This window comes from Paenibacillus sp. NRS-1760, assembly GCF_050467785.1.
Taxonomy (GTDB): Bacteria; Bacillota; Bacilli; order Paenibacillales; family Paenibacillaceae; genus Pristimantibacillus.
Genome location: NZ_JBITPK010000014.1, coordinates 297457 through 316095 on the forward strand (window position 1 = coordinate 297457; position 18639 = coordinate 316095).

The 18639-nt window shown below is 44.7% G+C and carries 11 protein-coding genes; 8 read left to right on the top strand and 3 right to left on the bottom strand.

Annotated features, from left to right (window positions below; translation table 11 throughout):
* Positions 1-11: 11 nt before the first annotated feature.
* Positions 12-980, bottom strand: a complete 969-nt coding sequence (locus ACIFSR_RS20615; RefSeq protein WP_339204689.1) for an amidohydrolase family protein — start codon at positions 978-980, stop codon at positions 12-14.
* A 13-nt stretch (positions 981-993) separates the two neighbouring features.
* Positions 994-2505 (bottom strand): argininosuccinate lyase, encoded by a 1512-nt coding sequence (gene argH / locus ACIFSR_RS20620; RefSeq protein ID WP_430059628.1) that lies wholly within the window; start codon positions 2503-2505, stop codon positions 994-996.
* Positions 2506-2881: 376 nt separating this feature from the next.
* Between argH and ACIFSR_RS20625 the strand changes: the two genes are divergently transcribed.
* The 7 genes from ACIFSR_RS20625 (at position 2882) to ACIFSR_RS20655 (ending at position 16544) form a co-directional block, all read left to right on the top strand.
* Positions 2882-4522, top strand: coding sequence for an extracellular solute-binding protein (locus tag ACIFSR_RS20625; protein WP_339204686.1), 1641 nt, complete (start codon positions 2882-2884; stop codon positions 4520-4522).
* 94 nt (positions 4523-4616) lie between these two features.
* Positions 4617-5504 (top strand): ABC transporter permease, encoded by an 888-nt coding sequence (locus ACIFSR_RS20630; protein WP_430060408.1) that lies wholly within the window; start codon positions 4617-4619, stop codon positions 5502-5504.
* A gap of 93 nt (positions 5505-5597) precedes the next feature.
* On the top strand, positions 5598-6422 hold the full coding sequence (locus ACIFSR_RS20635; protein ID WP_372239007.1) for a carbohydrate ABC transporter permease: 825 nt from the start codon (positions 5598-5600) through the stop codon (positions 6420-6422).
* 39 nt (positions 6423-6461) lie between these two features.
* Entirely contained in the window at positions 6462-8195 is a 1734-nt protein-coding gene (locus tag ACIFSR_RS20640; RefSeq protein WP_339204682.1) for a sensor histidine kinase, read from the top strand.
* Positions 8196-8208: 13 nt separating this feature from the next.
* Positions 8209-9900: a response regulator transcription factor gene (locus ACIFSR_RS20645; RefSeq protein WP_430059631.1), complete on the top strand. Its 1692-nt coding sequence runs from the start codon at positions 8209-8211 to the stop codon at positions 9898-9900.
* Positions 9901-9989: 89 nt separating this feature from the next.
* Positions 9990-11264 (top strand): Gfo/Idh/MocA family protein, encoded by a 1275-nt coding sequence (locus tag ACIFSR_RS20650; protein ID WP_430059633.1) that lies wholly within the window; start codon positions 9990-9992, stop codon positions 11262-11264.
* An 870-nt stretch (positions 11265-12134) separates the two neighbouring features.
* Positions 12135-16544, top strand: a complete 4410-nt coding sequence (locus tag ACIFSR_RS20655) for a DUF4855 domain-containing protein (protein WP_430059635.1) — start codon at positions 12135-12137, stop codon at positions 16542-16544.
* 92 nt (positions 16545-16636) lie between these two features.
* Here ACIFSR_RS20655 and ACIFSR_RS20660 read toward each other — a convergent pair whose 3' ends face one another.
* The gene (locus ACIFSR_RS20660; protein WP_076268999.1) at positions 16637-17569 is read right to left on the bottom strand and encodes an ArsR/SmtB family transcription factor; all 933 of its coding nucleotides are present in this window, start codon (positions 17567-17569) and stop codon (positions 16637-16639) included.
* Between the two features lie 290 nt (positions 17570-17859).
* Between ACIFSR_RS20660 and ACIFSR_RS20665 the strand changes: the two genes are divergently transcribed.
* Positions 17860-18621, top strand: coding sequence for an SDR family NAD(P)-dependent oxidoreductase (locus ACIFSR_RS20665; RefSeq protein WP_430059637.1), 762 nt, complete (start codon positions 17860-17862; stop codon positions 18619-18621).
* The last annotated feature ends 18 nt before the right edge of the window (positions 18622-18639 follow it).

Consider the following 18639-nt stretch of genomic DNA (forward strand, 5'->3'; position numbering starts at 1 on the left):
AAAAACGGTGCTTATGCTTGGCTTGCGATGTCGGATTTCTTGGTAATCGTGTTTGGCGGCAGCTCAAGACCGAGCAGGCGCCTAGCGTTATTGCCGAATATATTCTCGATATCGTCCTCTCCGAATCGCAGCTCGCGGCAGGCACGAACTTGATCTTGCAGATAACGATAAGGGTAACCTCGAGGAAACCCGCTAGCATCCGTTCCAAAAATAATACGTTCAGGCCCGATCAGCTCATAGGTTTTGCGAAGGGCGAATTCCAAGGTGAGCTCATAAGGCATCCAGCGCATCCATTGATTGGAGCCGGAAGTATCGACATATACATTCGGGCAGCTCCAGCACAGATGAAGCAGCTCTTGGAAATAACCTGCGCCAAAGTGAGGAATGATGAACGGAATGTCCGGAAATTCTCTTGCTGTGTTAAAAATTGCTAGAGGACTTATATTCGGATGATGTGCAATTCCTCCCGCATGGCCGAGTAAACCGAAGTGGATCAACACAGGAAGCTTCTTCTCTGCGAGAAAGGTCCATACGGGCGTGAGGGACGGATCATCAAAAGGGATGGAAGTCAGCGGGCCGAACAGCTTATAACCTTTAAGCCCTAACTCATTAACTGCCCTTCGAAGTTCTTCCTCTGCGCCAGCATCCTCGATGGCGTGATGGGCAAAGCCGGTAAAACGATCAGGATGACTGGCCAGATGATCGGCCAAATTGTCATTATCAAGCGCGGTGAGGAAGTTGAGTCCTCCGATCCCGTACTTATCAAGCTCCTTCACCCATCGGTCAATTAACGGCGTGTTTTCATTTTCACTATCGTTGTCTGCAATCGTTGCATCTGGAAAATCCCAAGTGAGCCGCATTCGCTCGCTTCTCTCTGCACCATAGCGAGCAACGGATTCATGTCGTTTGTTATTTCCTAGCGCTAATCGGTAAGGAAGATGTCCATGTACATCAAATACTTTAAATTGGCTGCGAAACATAGCTTCACTCCATTCATAATTCCTTGATGATCCAATCAGTTAAAATTAAATCAATATCAGCAGCAGCAGCTTCCAATCGGGATTCTCGTTCCTCCAGCCATAGCGCAAGCTCAGATAATCTATCTTGCTGAACGGTAAGCGCCCGGTTTATCTCGGCAGGGCTAGGACCGCCCCGCAGACTGCGTATATTTACAAAATGCACAGGCTCCAACGCTTGCTTTAATTGCTCCTCAGTTAGCCCAAGCGGGAAGCCAATGGTTTGGATCGCAGCTTCGTTTAATGCTTGAAGGTTCAAGTCAGTTATCTTGTTACCATGCTGAACGGCATGCGTGACGAGCTTGCTTACGATTGAATGTGCTTTATGAAAAGATAATCCTTCATCTCTGACGATCGTATCAGCAAGCTCAGTAACAGTAGCGAAGCTTGCAGCAGTGCGCTGCCTCAGAACATCCTCGTTTAGCTGCAAGGTGGAGATGACCTTGGACAACAATCGATACACAACTTCAAGCGTCTCTAGGCTGCGCCAAGCATAGGGCTGCATATCGTCTTCGGTATCCACAATATCGCCAAAAGGCGTATTGTGAATCATCGTAAGGACGGTCTGAGCATTGCCTGCAATGCTGGATAAGAGTGAACGGATATGCTCAACGGAAACTGGATTTCTTTTTTGCGGCATAATGGAGCTGATCTGGACGTATGGGGCGGCTATTTGAACGACTCCAAATTCCTGTGTGCACCACAGCAGCAGCTCCTGCGTGAATCGTCCAAGATTAATCGCTGCGAGCGAGATTCCAGCGGCGATTTCACCTACATAATCTGCTCCGCTTACAGCGTCATAAGAGTTTTCAATTAACCCGTCAAAAGCAAGCAGCTCGGCAACGCGTTCCCGGCTAATGGCAAAGCCCGACGTTGTCAGAGCGGCAGCTCCCATGCTGCTTAAATTACAATTTGCGTAGGCCGCCTGCAATCTGCGTATATCCCTTGCGAGCGAGTCTGTTACCGCTGCAATGTAGTGGGCGATTGTCGTCGGCTGTGCTTGCTGGGTATGCGTATGAGCGATAAAGATCGTTTCCGTATGTTTCTGGGCGAAAGCGAGCAGTTCAGTATGCAGCTGCAGGGCAGACGAGATCGTTCTAAGCAGTTTCTCTCGTAAAGTGATTCGGTATATGGCGATACCCATGTCATTGCGGCTTCGAGCCAGATGAAGGCTGCCGGAGGCTTCATCCGATAATGTAAGCAGCTGGTGTTCCACTTCAAAAAACAAATCCTCAAATTGGCCGGTATAGGTACCGCTGTTTAACTGCTCCAAATCAAGTGAAAATAATGATTTGGCGATTTTATGGCCTTCTTCTTTGCTGAGCAGCCCTTGCTCAAGCAGCATGATGAGATGCGCTTTATGCACGGAGATCATTGGAAGCAGAAGCTCCTTCTTGGCTTGGTCATAGGCTGGCGCAAGTACCGCTTCAGCATAGGTTCTGCCAGGGAACGAGCTGCCTTCAGCTGAATCGCTCCGTCTAATCGTCATCGTGTACGCCCTCCTTCGTGAAATAACTTTTTATTTGGCAGATGTTGAAGTTGCATGAGAATATAAAAACAGCCGGAGCTATCGCATAAAGCGATTTCTCCGGCTGTCCGGTCGTTTTCCATATTATTCCTAGTGGAATTGTATGATTAGTATAGTATCACGGTTTTATTTGGAGCGCAACTCTTTTTATTGTCCTTTAGCTCTTCAGCAATTCATCGCTTGGTACAGGCAGGAGCTCGCCCGAGTCAAGAGGTGTATACGAAAGTAAAGACTAGTATATGGATCAACATTGCTCACCTTTCTATACTAGAACTAAGAAGGAAAGCTGCATAAAAGCAGCCGCATTATTATTATGAAGACCATGTGGAGGGGTAGTATGAAGAAGAAAAGGAAGGCGCTCTTGAGTATCGCATTGGTTCTTAGCTTGGCCGTTGCTGGGTGTGGCAAAAACACGAATGAACCGGAAAAATCGACTAACACGCCCGTTGAAAAAGGAAATGAAGTGATTGAAGTATCGACGGTTTCGCCAAGCGATCAATATTTGAAGTTTGATGAGGGCGAGAGTTTCGAGAAAAATTCCGTATACGATGCTTATGAGAAAGACATTGGCGTCAAGATTACGAACAAGTGGGTAGCCGATACGAGCCAATTCAAGGAAAAGGTAAAGATTACGATCGCATCCGATGATCTTCCCGATTTCCTCCTAGTTAACGCAACGCAATTGAAAGAGCTGACTGAAGCGGATATGATTATGGATTTGACCAAAGTGTATGACGAGAATGCCACAGAGGAAACGAAAAAGTTTTTGACGATGGATGGCGGCATGCAGATGAAAACAGCGATGTTCGACAACAAGCTGATGGGTATTCCGAGCTCATACAATCCGTACCAATATCAGTTTTTGTATGTGCGTACAGACTGGCTGAAGGAGCTGAATTTGCCTGAGCCGAAGACGATGGCAGATTTCATGGCGATTGCTGAAGCTTTCAAAGCCAAAGATCCAGGCGGCACAGGCACATCATACGGGCTTGCCGTAAGTAAAAATCCATTCAGTATGGATACAGGAGTAACGGGACTACGTGCATTCCTCAATGGCTATCATGCCTATGAAAATATTTGGATCGAAGATGGCAAAGGCGGCTTGGTTAATAGCGACATTCAGCCGCAAGTAAAGGATGCGCTTGCTGCACTGCAGGATATGTTCAAAAAAGGGCTGATTGATCCTGAGTTCGCTGTAAAAGATGTGGAGAAAGCGGCAGAACTCGTTTACAACAATAGCATTGGTATGGTTTATGGCGCATCTTGGACACCAGCTCAGCTTGTGAAAGGTGCTGTGAAGGATGGAAAAGTGGTTCAGGAGTGGGGAGCATTCCCGATTCCAACGGTAGACAGCAGCCCTGCTTTATCCCAAATCGGGCTGGGTGTTGATGAATATTATGTCATCTCCAAGAAGGCGAAGCATCCAGAAGGCGTTATTAGGCTGCTGAACCAGTGGATTGCCGTCGACAATCATCCAACCGATGAGCAAAAGGTATACGAATTCGGTAAAGACTTGAAAGAGAAGGGCAACAACTACTGGCTGCTTAGTCCGCTGCGCGTAGGTAAACAACTGGATAACAACGGCGAAATACTGCCAAAAGCGATTGCCAATAAAGACACTAGCATTTTGGTGACGAAGGATCATAAAACGCGGTATGAGCGGGCAATGAAGTATGTTGACGGTGATACGAGCATGTGGTGGGAGTATTTGATCTCAGGTCCAGGCGGCGCGTTCTCTCATGTACCGGAAATTCAGAAGAATAAGCAATATTTGCAAAATAAATTTTACGGCGCGCCAACTCCAACTATGGTAGACCGACAAGAAATTTTGCTCAAGAAGCGCGATGAAGTTTTCTTCAAAATTATCATGAATCAAGTATCGGTGGATGAATTCGATAAATTCGTCGTGGAATGGAAAAAGCTTGGCGGCGATGAAATTACAAAAGAAGTAAACGAGTTTTACGCTGCTCTGAAATAATTGCAAAACGAATGAGTAGAGGGATTGGTTGAAGCAATCCCTCTTTTTATTAACCTTAAACAACGAGGTGAATGGCTTGAATGTACTAACACGGATGTGGAAGAGGGAATGGCCTCTTCATCTGATGCTGCTTCCGGGAATCGTTTTGGTTTTGATTTTTAGCTATGTCCCGATGGTCGGCATCATTATGGCTTTTCAGAAATATGTACCAAACAAAGGATTATTCGGGTCCCCCTTCATTGGACTGAAAAACTTTCAGCTATTGATTGATTACCCTGATATCGGGCGTATTTTCTTTAATACGGTCTATATAGCCGTGATGAAAATCATAGTAGGTCTCATTGTACCGATCACGATTGCGATATTGCTTAATGAGCTGCGGAGAGAATGGATAAAACGGACGTTTCAGACGCTTGTTTACTTGCCGCATTTTCTATCATGGGTACTGCTAAGCGGAATTATCGTTGATGTTTTTTCTCCATCCTCAGGCGTTTTCAATCAAATATTAGGCTTGTTTGGGATAAAGCCTATTTTTTTCTTAGGGAGCAATGATTGGTTTCCATATGTTATGGTCGCCTCGGATGTATGGAAGGAGTTTGGATTTGGTACAATTGTTTATTTGGCTGCGCTGACGGGCATCAATCCTTCGCTTTATGAAGCAGCCGAAATCGACGGTGCAGGGCGTATCAAACAGACCTTTCATGTCACACTGCCTGGAATGATGCCGATTATCGTACTTATGTTTACGCTTAATATCGGGAATGTACTGAACGCAGGCTTCGAACAAATCTTTAATTTGTATAGTCCACCTGTCTATGAAAGCGCAGATATTATTGACACCTTTGTCTATCGAATGGGTGTGCAGCAAGCGCAATTTGGTTTCGCCACGGCAGTAGGCTTATTGAAATCTATCGTCTCTTTTATATTCATTTCTCTATCTTATCTGTTAGCTTATCGTGTAGCGAATTACCGCATTTTCTAACGATGCGTTCGTAATTCAGAAGGGAGACATTACGTGATTACAAACCGATCATTTAGCAGACGGCTATTTGTAGCGTGCAACTTTACTTTTCTCATGCTTACATCCTTCTTATGCCTCATGCCTATCATTCATATTTTGGCGATCTCATTCAGCTCTGGAGCTGCCGCGGCTGCTGGGAAGGTTATTTTATGGCCGGTTGAATTCACCACTGCGGCTTATGATAATGTATTTGGAAAACCAGAATATTTGCGTGCGTTCTGGGTATCGATTCAGCGCGTTGTTCTAGGAACCTCCATTAGTATGGTTTTGATGATTATAACCGCTTATCCATTATCCAAAGATCCCCGTCAATTTCGGCTTAGAACCTTATATGCTTGGTTATTCGTGTTTACGATTTTGTTCAGCGGCGGTCTGATTCCTTCTTATTTGACTGTAAAATCGCTAGGTTTAATCGATACGATGTGGGCGCTCGTCCTGCCAACGGCTATTCCGGTGTTTAATGTTATTTTATTGCTTAACTTCTATCGTAATTTGCCTAAAGAACTAGAGGAATCCTCGCGAATAGATGGTGCAGGCCATTTCACTACATTATGGAAAATATATGTACCGCTATCGTTACCAGCTTTGGCAACGACGGGACTTCTTACGATGGTGGGGCATTGGAATAGTTGGTTTGACGGCATGCTGTATATGAATCATACTGAGAATTATCCGCTTCAGACGTTTCTGCAGACGGTCATTATCAAGATGGATTTCCGCTTTATTAAAGCGGAGAATGCCGAATTGATGCTTAAGCTGTCTGATCGCACAAGCCGAGCGGCACAAATTTTTGTCGCAGCATTTCCGATTCTGATTGTGTATCCTTTTTTACAGAGGTTTTTCATAAAAGGAATCGTAATGGGGAGCGTAAAAGAATAGTGCCGGAATGGTCTACTACTACTAGCAGGAGTAAAAACGATGAAAAACCTATTCTTTTTGCATGATTCCTCCATATTCAAAAAAATTATGGCTGCCTTCTTGGCGGCCTTGCTGCCGCTGATGGCCATTACTTGGATGATAGTAGAGAAGGGCTCGGAAAATATTCGCAGCGAGATCTCAGAATCGATACTGAATACGACTAGGTTTTATATGGACTCTCTCGACAAGGAAGCGGATCGAATTAGCCGTTACTTGCCGAACTATGTAATGGACAAAGATTTGATGGAAATTGCTACAACGGGCAATGACATGAGCTCATATGAGCGTTCGCGCAAAATATTGGATATCCAGCGAAGGCTTGAGCTTATGAAAAATTCAAGTCCGTTTATTAAAGAAGCTAAGGCGTATATTCCTTTAATCAAGCGCACGATTCTGAGCAATGATTTTGAGACCTCTTTGAATGAATCGGAGTATACCGCCATGCAGGCTAATGTGAAATTGTATGAAGAGCCGTTCATTTATTGGGAGAACCGATTGTTTATAACGATGCAATATCCTATTATTTCAGTTAAAAATCCGTTGTATATTGTAGGGGTTGAGCTCTCAACGAGCAAAATAAAGGACACGTTATCGCAAATTGGCGGAACGCGAGACGGACACAGCGTGCTGCTTAATTTGGAACGCGGCTGGGAAATTGAAAGCGGGGTAGACCCGGCTTTACTGGGACAAATGAAAGCTTTGGCTGTTAAAAAACAAGAATCAAAGTCCAATGAAGGTTACGAAACGGTTATCTACAATGGTAAGCGCTTTCTTACTGTATATAAATATTCTACGCTTTGGAATTCCTATTCGATTACCTGTATTCCCGAAGAGAAGGTTCTTGGATCATTGCAAATGTACAGAACATTATTTTTATGGGCTTGTGCTCTTTCGGTAGGTATCGTCTTATTTTTCACCTATTTCCTATTGCGCTTTATTTACCGGCCTCTTATGAAGCTGGTGCAAGCCTTTCGCCGTGTTCAGCAGAATAGGCTGGAGCCGATTGTGATTGACCGTGGAGGAGATGAATTTGGATATTTGTACAAAGCCTTTAATGACACGGTACGATCGCTCAATACGTTAATTAAGGAAAATTACGAGCAGCAAATTCGGAATCAGCGCTCGGAGCTGAAACGACTGCAATCGCAAATTAATCCTCATTTTTTATATAACTGTTTTTTTGTTCTGTGCCGATTAATTAAATTGGACAGTCAGAAGGATAAGGCCTATCAATTTTGTTTATACATTGGGCAATACTTTCAGTTTATTACTCGCGATGATGAGGATGAGATCCCTCTCGAGCTTGAGGTAGAGCATTCGCGTACTTATGTTGACATGCAATCGATCTGTTACGGAGAACGGATACAGGTTTCTTTTGCAGGAGATGTCCCAGCTATTCACGTACCAAGGCTGATTTTGCAGCCTATTATTGAGAATGCCTATAAGCATGCTTTAGGCAATATGGTACAGCGCGGCGAATTGAAGGTACACAGTGACCAAACGGAAAATGAATTCACGATTTATGTGGAAGATAATGGCCAGAGCATTACGGATAAAGAGATTGAACAGCTTCAGAAGAAGCTGCGGCATTCAACAAATCATATCGAGGAAACAACAGGAATTATTAATGTGCATCGTAGAATTCAACTGCGTTACGGAGAGGATTACGGCATTGCGCTGTCACGATCTGATTTAGGCGGATTGATGGTCACCATCAAACTGAGTGCAAGCTAGAGGAGGAATCACCATGTATAGACTGCTCATTGTAGATGACCTGCCCATTATTGTTGATGGTTTAGTAGAGCTGTTCGAGCAGACAGAGCATTTGCAGCTCGACGTGATGAAAGCTTATTCAGGGGAAGAAGCATTGGAGGTATTATCCCAGCATCGCATGGATATCGTCGTATCCGACATTAAAATGCCGGGAATTGAAGGAATCGAGCTGTTGCAGGAAATAAAGGCACAGTGGCCTGCCTGCAAAGTTATTTTTCTAACGGGATATAACGATTTTCAATATGCAAGAAACGCCATTACTTACGGTGGTTTTGATTATATTCTGAAAATAGAAAGCGACGAGAAAATCATCCAGTCTGTCGAACGAGCCATCGAGAAAATAGAAGAGGAGCAAGATCAAGTACAAATGATTACGAGAGCGCAAACCAGTATGAGACTGGCATTGCCCTCATTGCAAAAAGAGTATATATGGGGGCTTCTGCAGGGCAAGCATGCAGCGGAGAATCAGTTAAAGCAGGCCTTCAATGAACTAAATATTCCGCTCGATGCTGCCCTGCCGGTTTATGTACTCATTGCCAGAATCGATGTATGGAAGGAAATGTTCACTGCGCCGGATAAAGCTTTGTTAACTTATGCGCTGCAAAATATTGGCGACGAATATTTGTCTGCACAGGTAAGAAGCTATTCCGTTGTATTTGAGCTGTCAAAGATCGTCTGGCTGATTCAACCGAAAAACTCTGATGAGTTATCTGCTGATACCAGTTCCAGCAATATGGATTTTGTTAGAGCCTATCGCTATACGAGCGGCATATTGGAAACGATTCAAGGCACATGCAAGAGGCTGCTCGGAACGACCGTTTCTTTTCTCCTTGGCAGCGAAGTGACGGAATGGAATGATCTATCGGATCGTTTTCATGCGAACAAATATGGTTTGGTGCAAGGGCATGGATTGTTTAATGAGGTCATTATGACCGATAAGGACATTCAGAATCAAGAGACAGACGATAAAGCTGGCAGCATTCATGATAGCTTTTACCATGCTCGGGTGCAATTGCTGATGAGCTGTCTAGAAAATAACAATCGGGAGCAGTTCAATAAATTGTATATGGAGCTTACTGCAATTTGGAATGTCCCAGGAACGCCTAATGAGCGCAAAATAGAAATGTATCATTCCCTCTCGGCAGTGTTTCTTTACTATATACACAAAAACCGGGACATTCGGGATTACATGAATACGCAGCTCGACTTGGAGAAGTTATACCGCTACGGGGACTCTACCTCATGGACGGAATTGATTCAGTATTATAGGCAAATGGCGGACTGTTTTTTTGAATGGAATACGCTGCGCGGATCGCAATTACCGACTGAGGTTGTAAATAAAGTACATCGCTATATCGAAGAGAATTTGTCCACCGATATTTCCTTAACCGCTTTAGCGGATTACGTAAGCTTAAATCCTTCTTATTTGTCCAGGCTTTATAAGCAAATAACGGGCATAGGCTTATCGAAATACGTAAACGACTATCGGAATTTGGTTGCCAAAGACATGCTTCTGAACACATCCATGAAAGTTAATGAAATTGCGGCTGCGCTCGGGTACAATTCCGCGCTTGCCTTTATTCGGTTTTTCAAGAAGCAGAACGAGACGACGCCGCAGGATTTCCGCATGGCAAGGTGCCATTCGCAAATGCAAGGTCAACAATAGTATATGGATTGTAAACAACGATCTCTGTCTCCTCCTGAACGCTCCCCTTACAATTGAGGTATAGAAAGCGCACAAGAGGAGGAGAAAATTTGAGAACATTAACAGCCGTATTACTAGGCGCAGGCAGCAGAGGGAGATATATTTACGGGCCGTATGCGGAGAAATTTCCGAATGAATTAAAAATGGTTGCTGTAGCTGAACCAAATGAAGAACGCAGAAATCGGTTTGCAGAAATCCATCAAATCGACCAAGAGCATGTGTATGACAGCTGGGAAAAAGTATTTGAGCAAGGGCGTATAGCAGATGTCATGATCATCTGTACACTCGATCGGATGCATTATATTCCGGCGATGAAGGCCATGGAGCTCGGTTATCACGTTCTGCTTGAGAAGCCGATGTCGCCTTCACTTACGGAATGCATTCAGCTTGAGCAGGCATCACTGCGGCATAAAAGGCTGCTTGTTGTTACGCATGTGCTTCGGTATTCACCATTTTGGTCTGGGATTAAAAAATGTATCGAGGACGGCGAGCTTGGCACGGTGGGTACGATTCAATTAACGGAGAATGTCGGTTATCAGCATATGACGCATAGTTATGTGCGCGGCAATTGGCGGAATTCAGAGGAGACTAGTCCGATGATTTTGGCCAAATCGTGCCACGATCTGGATATAATCTCCTGGCTTATGGATCAGCCTTGTACAAGCGTTAGCTCGTACGGCTCTTTACTGCATTTCAGATCGGAGAATGCTCCGGATGGTTCAGCGGAACGCTGCATTGATGGCTGCGCCGTCGAGAAGGAATGTGCTTTCTCAGCGATAAAGATGTATATGCAGGCGCCGGATCACGCTTGGGCGAGATATATGACGAATGATTTGTCACAAGAAGGTATTTTGAAAGCGCTGAAGGAAGGACCGTTTGGACGTTGTGTATACCGCTGCGATAACAATGTCGTTGACCATCAGGTTGTGAATATGCAATTCGAGAATGGAGCGAATGCATCGTTCATTATGTCAGGATTGACGCAAAGCGGTACACGCCGTGTTCAAATGATGGGCACAAAGGGTGAAATTATTGGCGATATGGAGAAAGGTTCTTTTACGCTGTATCGTTATGCAACGGGAGAACAGCTTGAAATTCGCTGCAGTGTCCAAGGGGATGGCCACGGAGGCGGAGATGATCGGATGGTCAGCTCGTTCCTGAGAAACGTTTGCCAATTTGACAGCAATCCTTCACATGGCTTGACCTCTGCAACGGCGTCGCTGCAAAGCCATCTGATAGCATTTGCGTCGGAGCATTCGAGACTGCATGAGGGGCTTGCGATCAAAATGTCGGATATGCTTGAGAAGCAAGAGCTGCCTGCATAAGGTAAACAGACAGGTTGAGATAAGGTGTCTCAATAGTGGTCAGCTCGCTGGAGCAATAAGTACCCTTTTGTGTTTAATCATTGTGCCGCCGTCAGCGGCGCACAACATGCTAAGATCATGTCCATAACGAACTGTATTAAGCTTATTGTACAGAAAAGTACCTTTTTTAAGTTTTAACGAATCTTAATGTCGTTATTTCATGCTTTATAAGATGTTATGCCTCATTTTTCTCGATATAACGATTCTGGAGTTCGTTAGAAATTGCATTCATTAGAAATGGCATAAATAACAGCTGCTAGGTTCGTTAGCGATATATGCTTTAACGATGACCGCTAGCAACAGAGCATTTTGAGCGTCAACAGTTGAGGCGGATTGTGTGAATACGCATTAATGCGAAAGTAGAATGCGTTGCAAAATTAAACCTATCGCTTCCATACAAGGCACGATGAAATAGGGTGTGTCTCAAAAGAGATAAACTCACTGGAGAGATAGCTCGATTTCATTAATAATCATGCAGCTGATGAAAAAAATGGCGTCACAGAAATTTATTTCTGTGACGCCATTCCCTATTTGGGTCTATTTATTTTGAGATAGGCCCATTTATTTGTCCATGACAAGAGCAAACTGAGCGGTGAAATGAGACAAGTAAACAAATGTATATCAAAGTCATAAGTTATCTCTTTGAAAGTCGGGTCAAGTTTCTTAAAGTAACAGTAAGAACATGGCTGCAAGCTTCTACATCGGTTGCGATGGAATCTTAGGAAGGGGGATTGAGTGCTGCAAAAGACTTAAAGCAGGCTTGAAATGAAACCTATTGTATTACATGTTTAGTAGTTTTTTTATTTGAGAATAGAAAGGGAGCTGTCATTAATGAAAAGAAGTAAAAGCTGGATAGCTATCGCATTGATAAGTGCCCTGTTGTTGACACTGGTTCCGGCAGTACAAGCGGAAGAAGGACAGGATCAGGGACAGCCTGAGTTCCGTAATCTTGCTGCGGGGCTTGGATATGAATGGTCCGAAGCGCCAGAGGCCAAGTACCCGGATGATCATAATAAGCTGACGGATGGCATTTATGGCAAGTTGGATATGTTGGACCCGGCTTGGGTAGGACATGTGAAGAAGATGACACGCGAGGTTGTGTTTGATTTAGGGGAGAAGAAATCTATCTCGAGCATTAAAGCCCGATTTTTGCAGGATTGGCCTGACAACAATATGCTTGTGCCGTTGACGGTCTCAATGTACGTATCCGACGACAAAGAAAATTGGGGAACGCTTTCACACAATTCAACCAAGCTGCTTTGGGGGGATGGTCCGCCAAGAGAAGAGGTATATGACTGGAATGGAAGCAGAGATGGCATCAAAAGCGGGAATTCTGATGCGGAGATGGCTTATGCCCGTTATGTGAAAGTAACCTTCTCGATGCATACGAGAGCTTGGACCTTCATTGATGAAATCGAAATATGGGGCGCAGATGGAAAAGTGGAAGGAGCGGAAGAAGTTGCCGCTGAGCAGCCGAGCTACTTAGAGCCGGGAGAAGCAACGGCTGGCATTCGTAATCTTGGATTGCTCTATAACGGACAATATGCGAATGATAAGGGTACTTGGACGAAAGATCGGATTATTCCAAATATCAGTTACGTAGATCGGGCTGGGGAACCAGTGGATTGGCTTTTTGACGGCGTTCTTTATCTTGGACTTACATCGCCAGCCGGAAATGCGTTTGGCGGAGGAGCTACGCTGGAGGACTGGAAATGGTACCTGAACAAAACATTTGCAGAAACAGGCGATATGCAGCAGCTAAACGAAGCGGCGATGGAAGTTGGAAGCAAGCTGAATCAGCCTGATCATAAGGTAAAGGTTGTTTTAATGATTCCAGACCCAGGTGAGTATGTGAACGATTTCGGAGATATTGACGGCGATGGTATATCTGAAAGCTTCAATGCTTCTAAAGTCGGAGAATTGAAAGCGTATGCAAACAGAGAGAAAGCGATCCAGTGGTGGTTAAATGAAGCGAAACAAAAATGGGCATCAAACCATTACTCTCATCTTGAGCTTGCCGGCATGTATTGGCTGGAGGAACAAATCAGTACAAGCGCGACAGGACCGGATTTAATTCGTTCGACGAGTAACAAAGTGCATGATCAGAACTTGAAGCTTTTCTGGATACCGCACTTCTTAGCTTACAAAAGCCATATGTGGAAGGATGTTGGGATAGATGCAGTAACCTTCCAGCCAAACTACTTTTTCGAGCCATTGGATGAGGATCGTCTGGAAGATGCCACGAACATAGCGAAGCGGTATGGGATGGGCATTGAGCTTGAGTTCGATGATCGAATGCTGACAGATGGTGTGTTTAGGGAGCGGTATGTTGATTATTTAAACAGCGGTGTTAAAGCTGGTTTTATGAAATCAGGCTTTAAAGCCTATTACCAAGGTAATAATGCCGTGTTTGATACTGCGGTAAGCTCTGATCCTGCAACACGTATTTTATACGATTGGCTCTATCAGTTTGTGAATGGAACGTATCAAATGAACAACACTGCCCCTCCAAAGGCAGAAGTACAAATGAATGGCAAAGTGCTTCAAAGCGGAGTCGTTATTTCAGAAAGAGAGCCCGTTTCCTTTACGTGGAAATTAATCGATGATGCTGGAAGCGGACTTAATAAAGTAACGGCTGCCTTTAACGGCAAGCCTTATACGGAAGGAACCGTCATTAATCTGGCTGGCAAGCCAGGAAAACATGAGCTTGTCATTACCGTAGCAGCAGGCAAATCGGAGAAAACAACTTATGTGATTGAGGCTGGAACTAACGCTTCCAATTTGAAAACTTTAATTCAAAGCTATAAGGAAACCAAACAAATCACGAATGAGGAAGCGGCTCGGTCGCTGAACAATTATTTGGAGATGATGAGCCGGTTCGAAGGAAGCGATAAGGCGAAGTTTACTATGTACTTGAAAGGCTTTAATGCGAAGCTGGAGCTTCTGAAAAAGGATCAGATGATTACAAATGGGGCTTACAACACGCTGAAGGAAGACATCTATTATCTGCTTGGAAATTTGGCGCTGAATAAAGCTGCGGAAGCATCTACAGTAGAAGCCGATAGTCCAAATTATGCTCCGGGGAAAGCTGTTGATGGATTCCCGTCAACAAGATGGGCAAGCGAACTGCTCAACAATACGTGGTTCCAGGTCGATCTCGGTGAAGTGACGGAGATGGACACCGTAACCATTGATTGGGAATACGCTCGCGCGAAAACCTACAGATTGCTCGTCTCCGATGATAAGCAAAATTGGAAGAGTGTAATCAAGGAAAATGACGGCGTGATTACGGCGAAAGACGGCAAAGAAACCGTTCATTTTGATCCGATAAAGGCAAGATACATTAAATTTGAAGGGATCGAAAGAGCGACATTTTACGGATATTCGTTCTATGAATTTGGCGTTTATCACTTATCGGGAGCAGAGCAAGTCAAGTCCATTGAAGGCATTAAAACAATGGTAGACGCGGCATCGAAAAAAGTAACTTTAGACGGTCTAGTGATGAACGGCGATCTTGCAAACGTAAGTTTGAAAGTCATCGATCCACAAGGTAAGGTTCATTATGAAGCGAAGAAGATGAGTGAAGCTTCCGGAAACTTCCAATTCGACTTTACACTTACAGGTGAAATAGAGGGTATCTATGAGGCATATCTAGCAACAGATGATATGAGTGAACCTGAGAAGATTACTTTTGAGTACAAGAAAGAAATCGAGGTTATTAAGACGATAGAAGGAGTTAAAGCTGGACTAGATGCTGCAACCAAAAAAGTAACGATCGATGGGTTAGTGGTAAATGGCGATCATACAAAAGTAAGTTTGAAGGTGCTTGATCCGCAAGGCAAGGTTCATTACACAGCGGAGACGACGAGTACAGAAGCTGGAAACTTCCAATTTGCATTTACGCTTACGGGTGAATTAGAGGGTACCTATGAGGCATATCTAGCATTGGATGATATGAGCAAGCCTAAACGGGTTACTTTTGAGTACAAGAAAGCATCGACTGGCGGAGGAGGCGGGGACTCGGTCATTTCCACTCCTGACTTGTTCCAGCTGCAATCAGATGGTTCTGTCAAAGCGGAAATGAGCACTAAGCTTGATCCAAGTGGAACGATGGCTGTCGGTGTGGTCAGTGAACAAGACCTGCAGAAGGCGATAGCTCGGGCGAAAGCAGATAAAGACGGAAAGCTGAAAGCAATGATTGTGCTTAAGAAAAACGGCGAGGCAGCGAAGTATGCTTTGGATCTTCCTGTATCCTTCTTGTCTGAGCATCCTAACTTGCTTATTGAAGTAACGACGCCTAAAGCAACGATCTTGCTTTCTGGACAGATGCTGGTGAAGTCAGCAGAGCTTGGCAAGGAGCTGCGGCTTATCATCGGCAAGCGGGACCTTAAAACGTTGAAGCAGGATGTACAAATCCAGGTAGGTGAAAGAGCAGTCGTTGAGCTTTCGGCGTTATTGGACGGAAAGGCTTATGCATGGACCAATGCAAAGGCACCGATTACCGTTACGGTCCCGTATTTGTTAACAGGCAGCGAGACAGCGTCAAGCATCGGTATATTGTCCATTAATGAACAAGGCACAGCATCAGCAATTGCGGCAGCAGCCTTTTCCGACTCAGATAAACATATCAGGTTCCAAACAGACCGTATGGGCACCTATGCAGTATTTTATAAACAGCCCGCAGCAGCCTTTACAGATCTCGGCAAATACTCTTGGGCGCAGGAAGCGGTTGAGAAGTTGGCTGCCTTAGGCATCGTAAAAGGAACATCGGCTGCAACCTTCAGCCCGGCTGTACAGGTAAGCCGAGCAGACTTTATTCTAATGCTTGTAAGAGCGTTAGGCTTGAAAGCGGAGGCAAGCGATGCATTCATAGATGTTCAGCCACAGGATTATTATTATGATGCAGTGGCTATTGCGAAGAAGCTAGGTATCGTTACCGGCATGGAGGGGGGACGATTCGAGCCGAAGGCAAAGATGACAAGGCAAGATATGATGGTTATGGCAGCGCGGGCATTAAAGGCAGCGGAAGCGTTAGAGCTACCTGGCGATATTGCATCGCTCAGCAGCTTCAAGGATTCAGATAAGGTGCCAGATTATGCAGCCAGCAGCATAGCAGGCATGATTGAGCTAGGGCTCATTCAAGGCGATGGCGGCATGATCAAGCCAAGCAGCCATACTACCCGTGCTGAAACAGCAGTGTTTCTTTACCGAATATTGAATTTGCTAACAGCGAAAGAATAGATTACGAGGCAATATGACAGGAAGCAGCTTAATCAAGCTAAAGAAGAGGAGTCCCATGCGGGGCTCCTCTTCTTTTCTTCGTATATAGCAGATTAGACGGTTGTCCGATCCTCTTGCGCCAGCTTCGTATAGTACAGCTTGAAAATGAGATCCTGATTATAGTTTCCGAAACCGGAGCCGAATAAAGTAAAGCCGCCAATATGCTCAGCATCCTCCAAAATCGCAATGCGGAACGTCCAGTGACTGTTGCTAATATCAATCTGGTCGAGACTGACATCCGAGAGCCTAAGGCCGTCCATGTAAGTGCCATCCTTCTTAATAATCAACCGCTTCAATAAACCGAATTGGTTGACATCATCAAACCACCAAGGTGGATTAAGCTTGCCTTTTCCGCCATAATCGGCAGGGCTCGTCCACATGCCAACATTTACACCATTAAAGAAAAACGTAAGATCCGAAGGCCAGTTCATATTGGTGAGAGGCGCTTCAGACGAAATTTCCATCGAAATTTCGAGCTCGTCTGGACTCTCGCTCGTTAATAGGAAGTTAGGAATTTTATATTCGATATAGCCTTGCGAGAACCATAATATTTTGGCGTTCACGCGATCGGGATCAAGAAAGTAGCGGGGGTCGTCGAAAATACCGATAACCTTTTCCGTCGTGCAAATGCCGCAAGTAGGAACGATGTTGAGATCGGTATAGTGTCCGATAGAAACCTCGGTTCTTCTTGACTCGCGCTGTACGACGTCCTTGCGGGGGAATGCTATTTCAAGTCCATCCATGCTAAGCGAGCACACCTTCTGAGCGGCACCGCCTTTGCCGGGGGTCATTTCGGATTTGATGATTCCGGCCTTCTCCAGCTTTTTTACGTGCATTGTCATGATTGCACTGCTTAAGCCTAAAGCCTCTGCCAGCTCGCGAATGTTCATTGATTTTTTGGAGAGCAGGTGAATCATTTGAATGCGTACATTACTCGATATAGCCTCAAATATAGGCAGGCTTTGCTCTGATAGCTCGATTTTCAAGGGTTACCTCCGAATAAGAGTTATTATTAATACATATGTGAATGTTTAGAGTAGGCTATAGTCTGTAATATACATGAAAATAGTCGAAATCACAAGGAATATTGCTAGAAATAGCCGCTGCAAGCCATGGAGAAGATAACCATATTGTAAATTAATTCACCGTATCGTTTACTTGTGTGTACAAATTCATTTTTATTGGATAAGCTTTATAAAATGAATATTTTTTGGTAGCATAATTATTAGTAAATGATCTAACAAATCTGTTTCCATAAAGAAAGGTGACCTTATTCATGCACATTGATCTTTCTAATAAAACAGCGTTAATCACAGGAGCTACTGGCGATTTAGGACGGGTAATGGCACGTACACTGGCAAGCTGCGGCGCTAACATCGTTCTGCACTACAATAATAACGAAGCAAAGGCCAAAGAATTGCAGACGGAAATTACAGCTATGGGCAGAAAAGCAATGATCGTACAGGCAGACGTAACGAGTGAGCAGCATATTAATGAAATGAAAGCTAAGGTAACAGAGGAGCTCGGCGATGTAGACATCGTTGTCGCTAACGCGGTCATTCAGTACCAATGGACAAGCATACTAGAACAGCCTGTTGCTGATTATGTCAGCCAATTCGAATCCTGCGTATTGCAAAGCGTCTTTTTAGCGAAAGCTTTTGTGCCGGCAATGATCGAGCGGGGCGGCGGTAGAGTCATTGGCATCAACACCGAATGCGCGATGCAAAATTTTGCAGGACAATCAGCCTATACAGCTGGCAAACGCGGGATGGATGGCGTCTATCGTGTGTTAGCCAAAGAAGCTGGAGAGCATCAAATTACGGTTAATCAGGTGGCGCCAGGGTGGACCATCAGTGATCGCGATCGTGCCACCGGTACGGAGGAGAACCTTGCTTATTCACAAAACGTTCCGCTAAAACGCAGAGGAACGGACCAAGAGATTGCCAATACGGTCGCTTTTCTAGCATCGGATCTAGCAAGCTTTATAACTGGCGCTTACATTCCTGTAAACGGCGGAAACGTTATGCCTGCCATCTAGAATAAGGGAGAGTTAAGA

What these genes read in the sequence shown, in the direction of transcription:
- ACIFSR_RS20615 (WP_339204689.1), bottom strand. Translation starts at nt 980, where the DNA reads ATGTTTCGCAGCCAATTTAAAGTATTTGATGTACATGGACATCTTCCT.
- ACIFSR_RS20635 (WP_372239007.1), top strand. Translation starts at nt 5,598, where the DNA reads ATGCTTACATCCTTCTTATGCCTCATGCCTATCATTCATATTTTGGCG.
- argH (WP_430059628.1), bottom strand. Translation starts at nt 2,505, where the DNA reads ATGACGATTAGACGGAGCGATTCAGCTGAAGGCAGCTCGTTCCCTGGC.
- ACIFSR_RS20645 (WP_430059631.1), top strand. Translation starts at nt 8,209, where the DNA reads ATGTATAGACTGCTCATTGTAGATGACCTGCCCATTATTGTTGATGGT.
- ACIFSR_RS20630 (WP_430060408.1), top strand. Translation starts at nt 4,617, where the DNA reads ATGTGGAAGAGGGAATGGCCTCTTCATCTGATGCTGCTTCCGGGAATC.
- ACIFSR_RS20655 (WP_430059635.1), top strand. Translation starts at nt 12,135, where the DNA reads ATGAAAAGAAGTAAAAGCTGGATAGCTATCGCATTGATAAGTGCCCTG.
- ACIFSR_RS20625 (WP_339204686.1), top strand. Translation starts at nt 2,882, where the DNA reads ATGAAGAAGAAAAGGAAGGCGCTCTTGAGTATCGCATTGGTTCTTAGC.
- ACIFSR_RS20640 (WP_339204682.1), top strand. Translation starts at nt 6,462, where the DNA reads ATGAAAAACCTATTCTTTTTGCATGATTCCTCCATATTCAAAAAAATT.
- ACIFSR_RS20665 (WP_430059637.1), top strand. Translation starts at nt 17,860, where the DNA reads ATGCACATTGATCTTTCTAATAAAACAGCGTTAATCACAGGAGCTACT.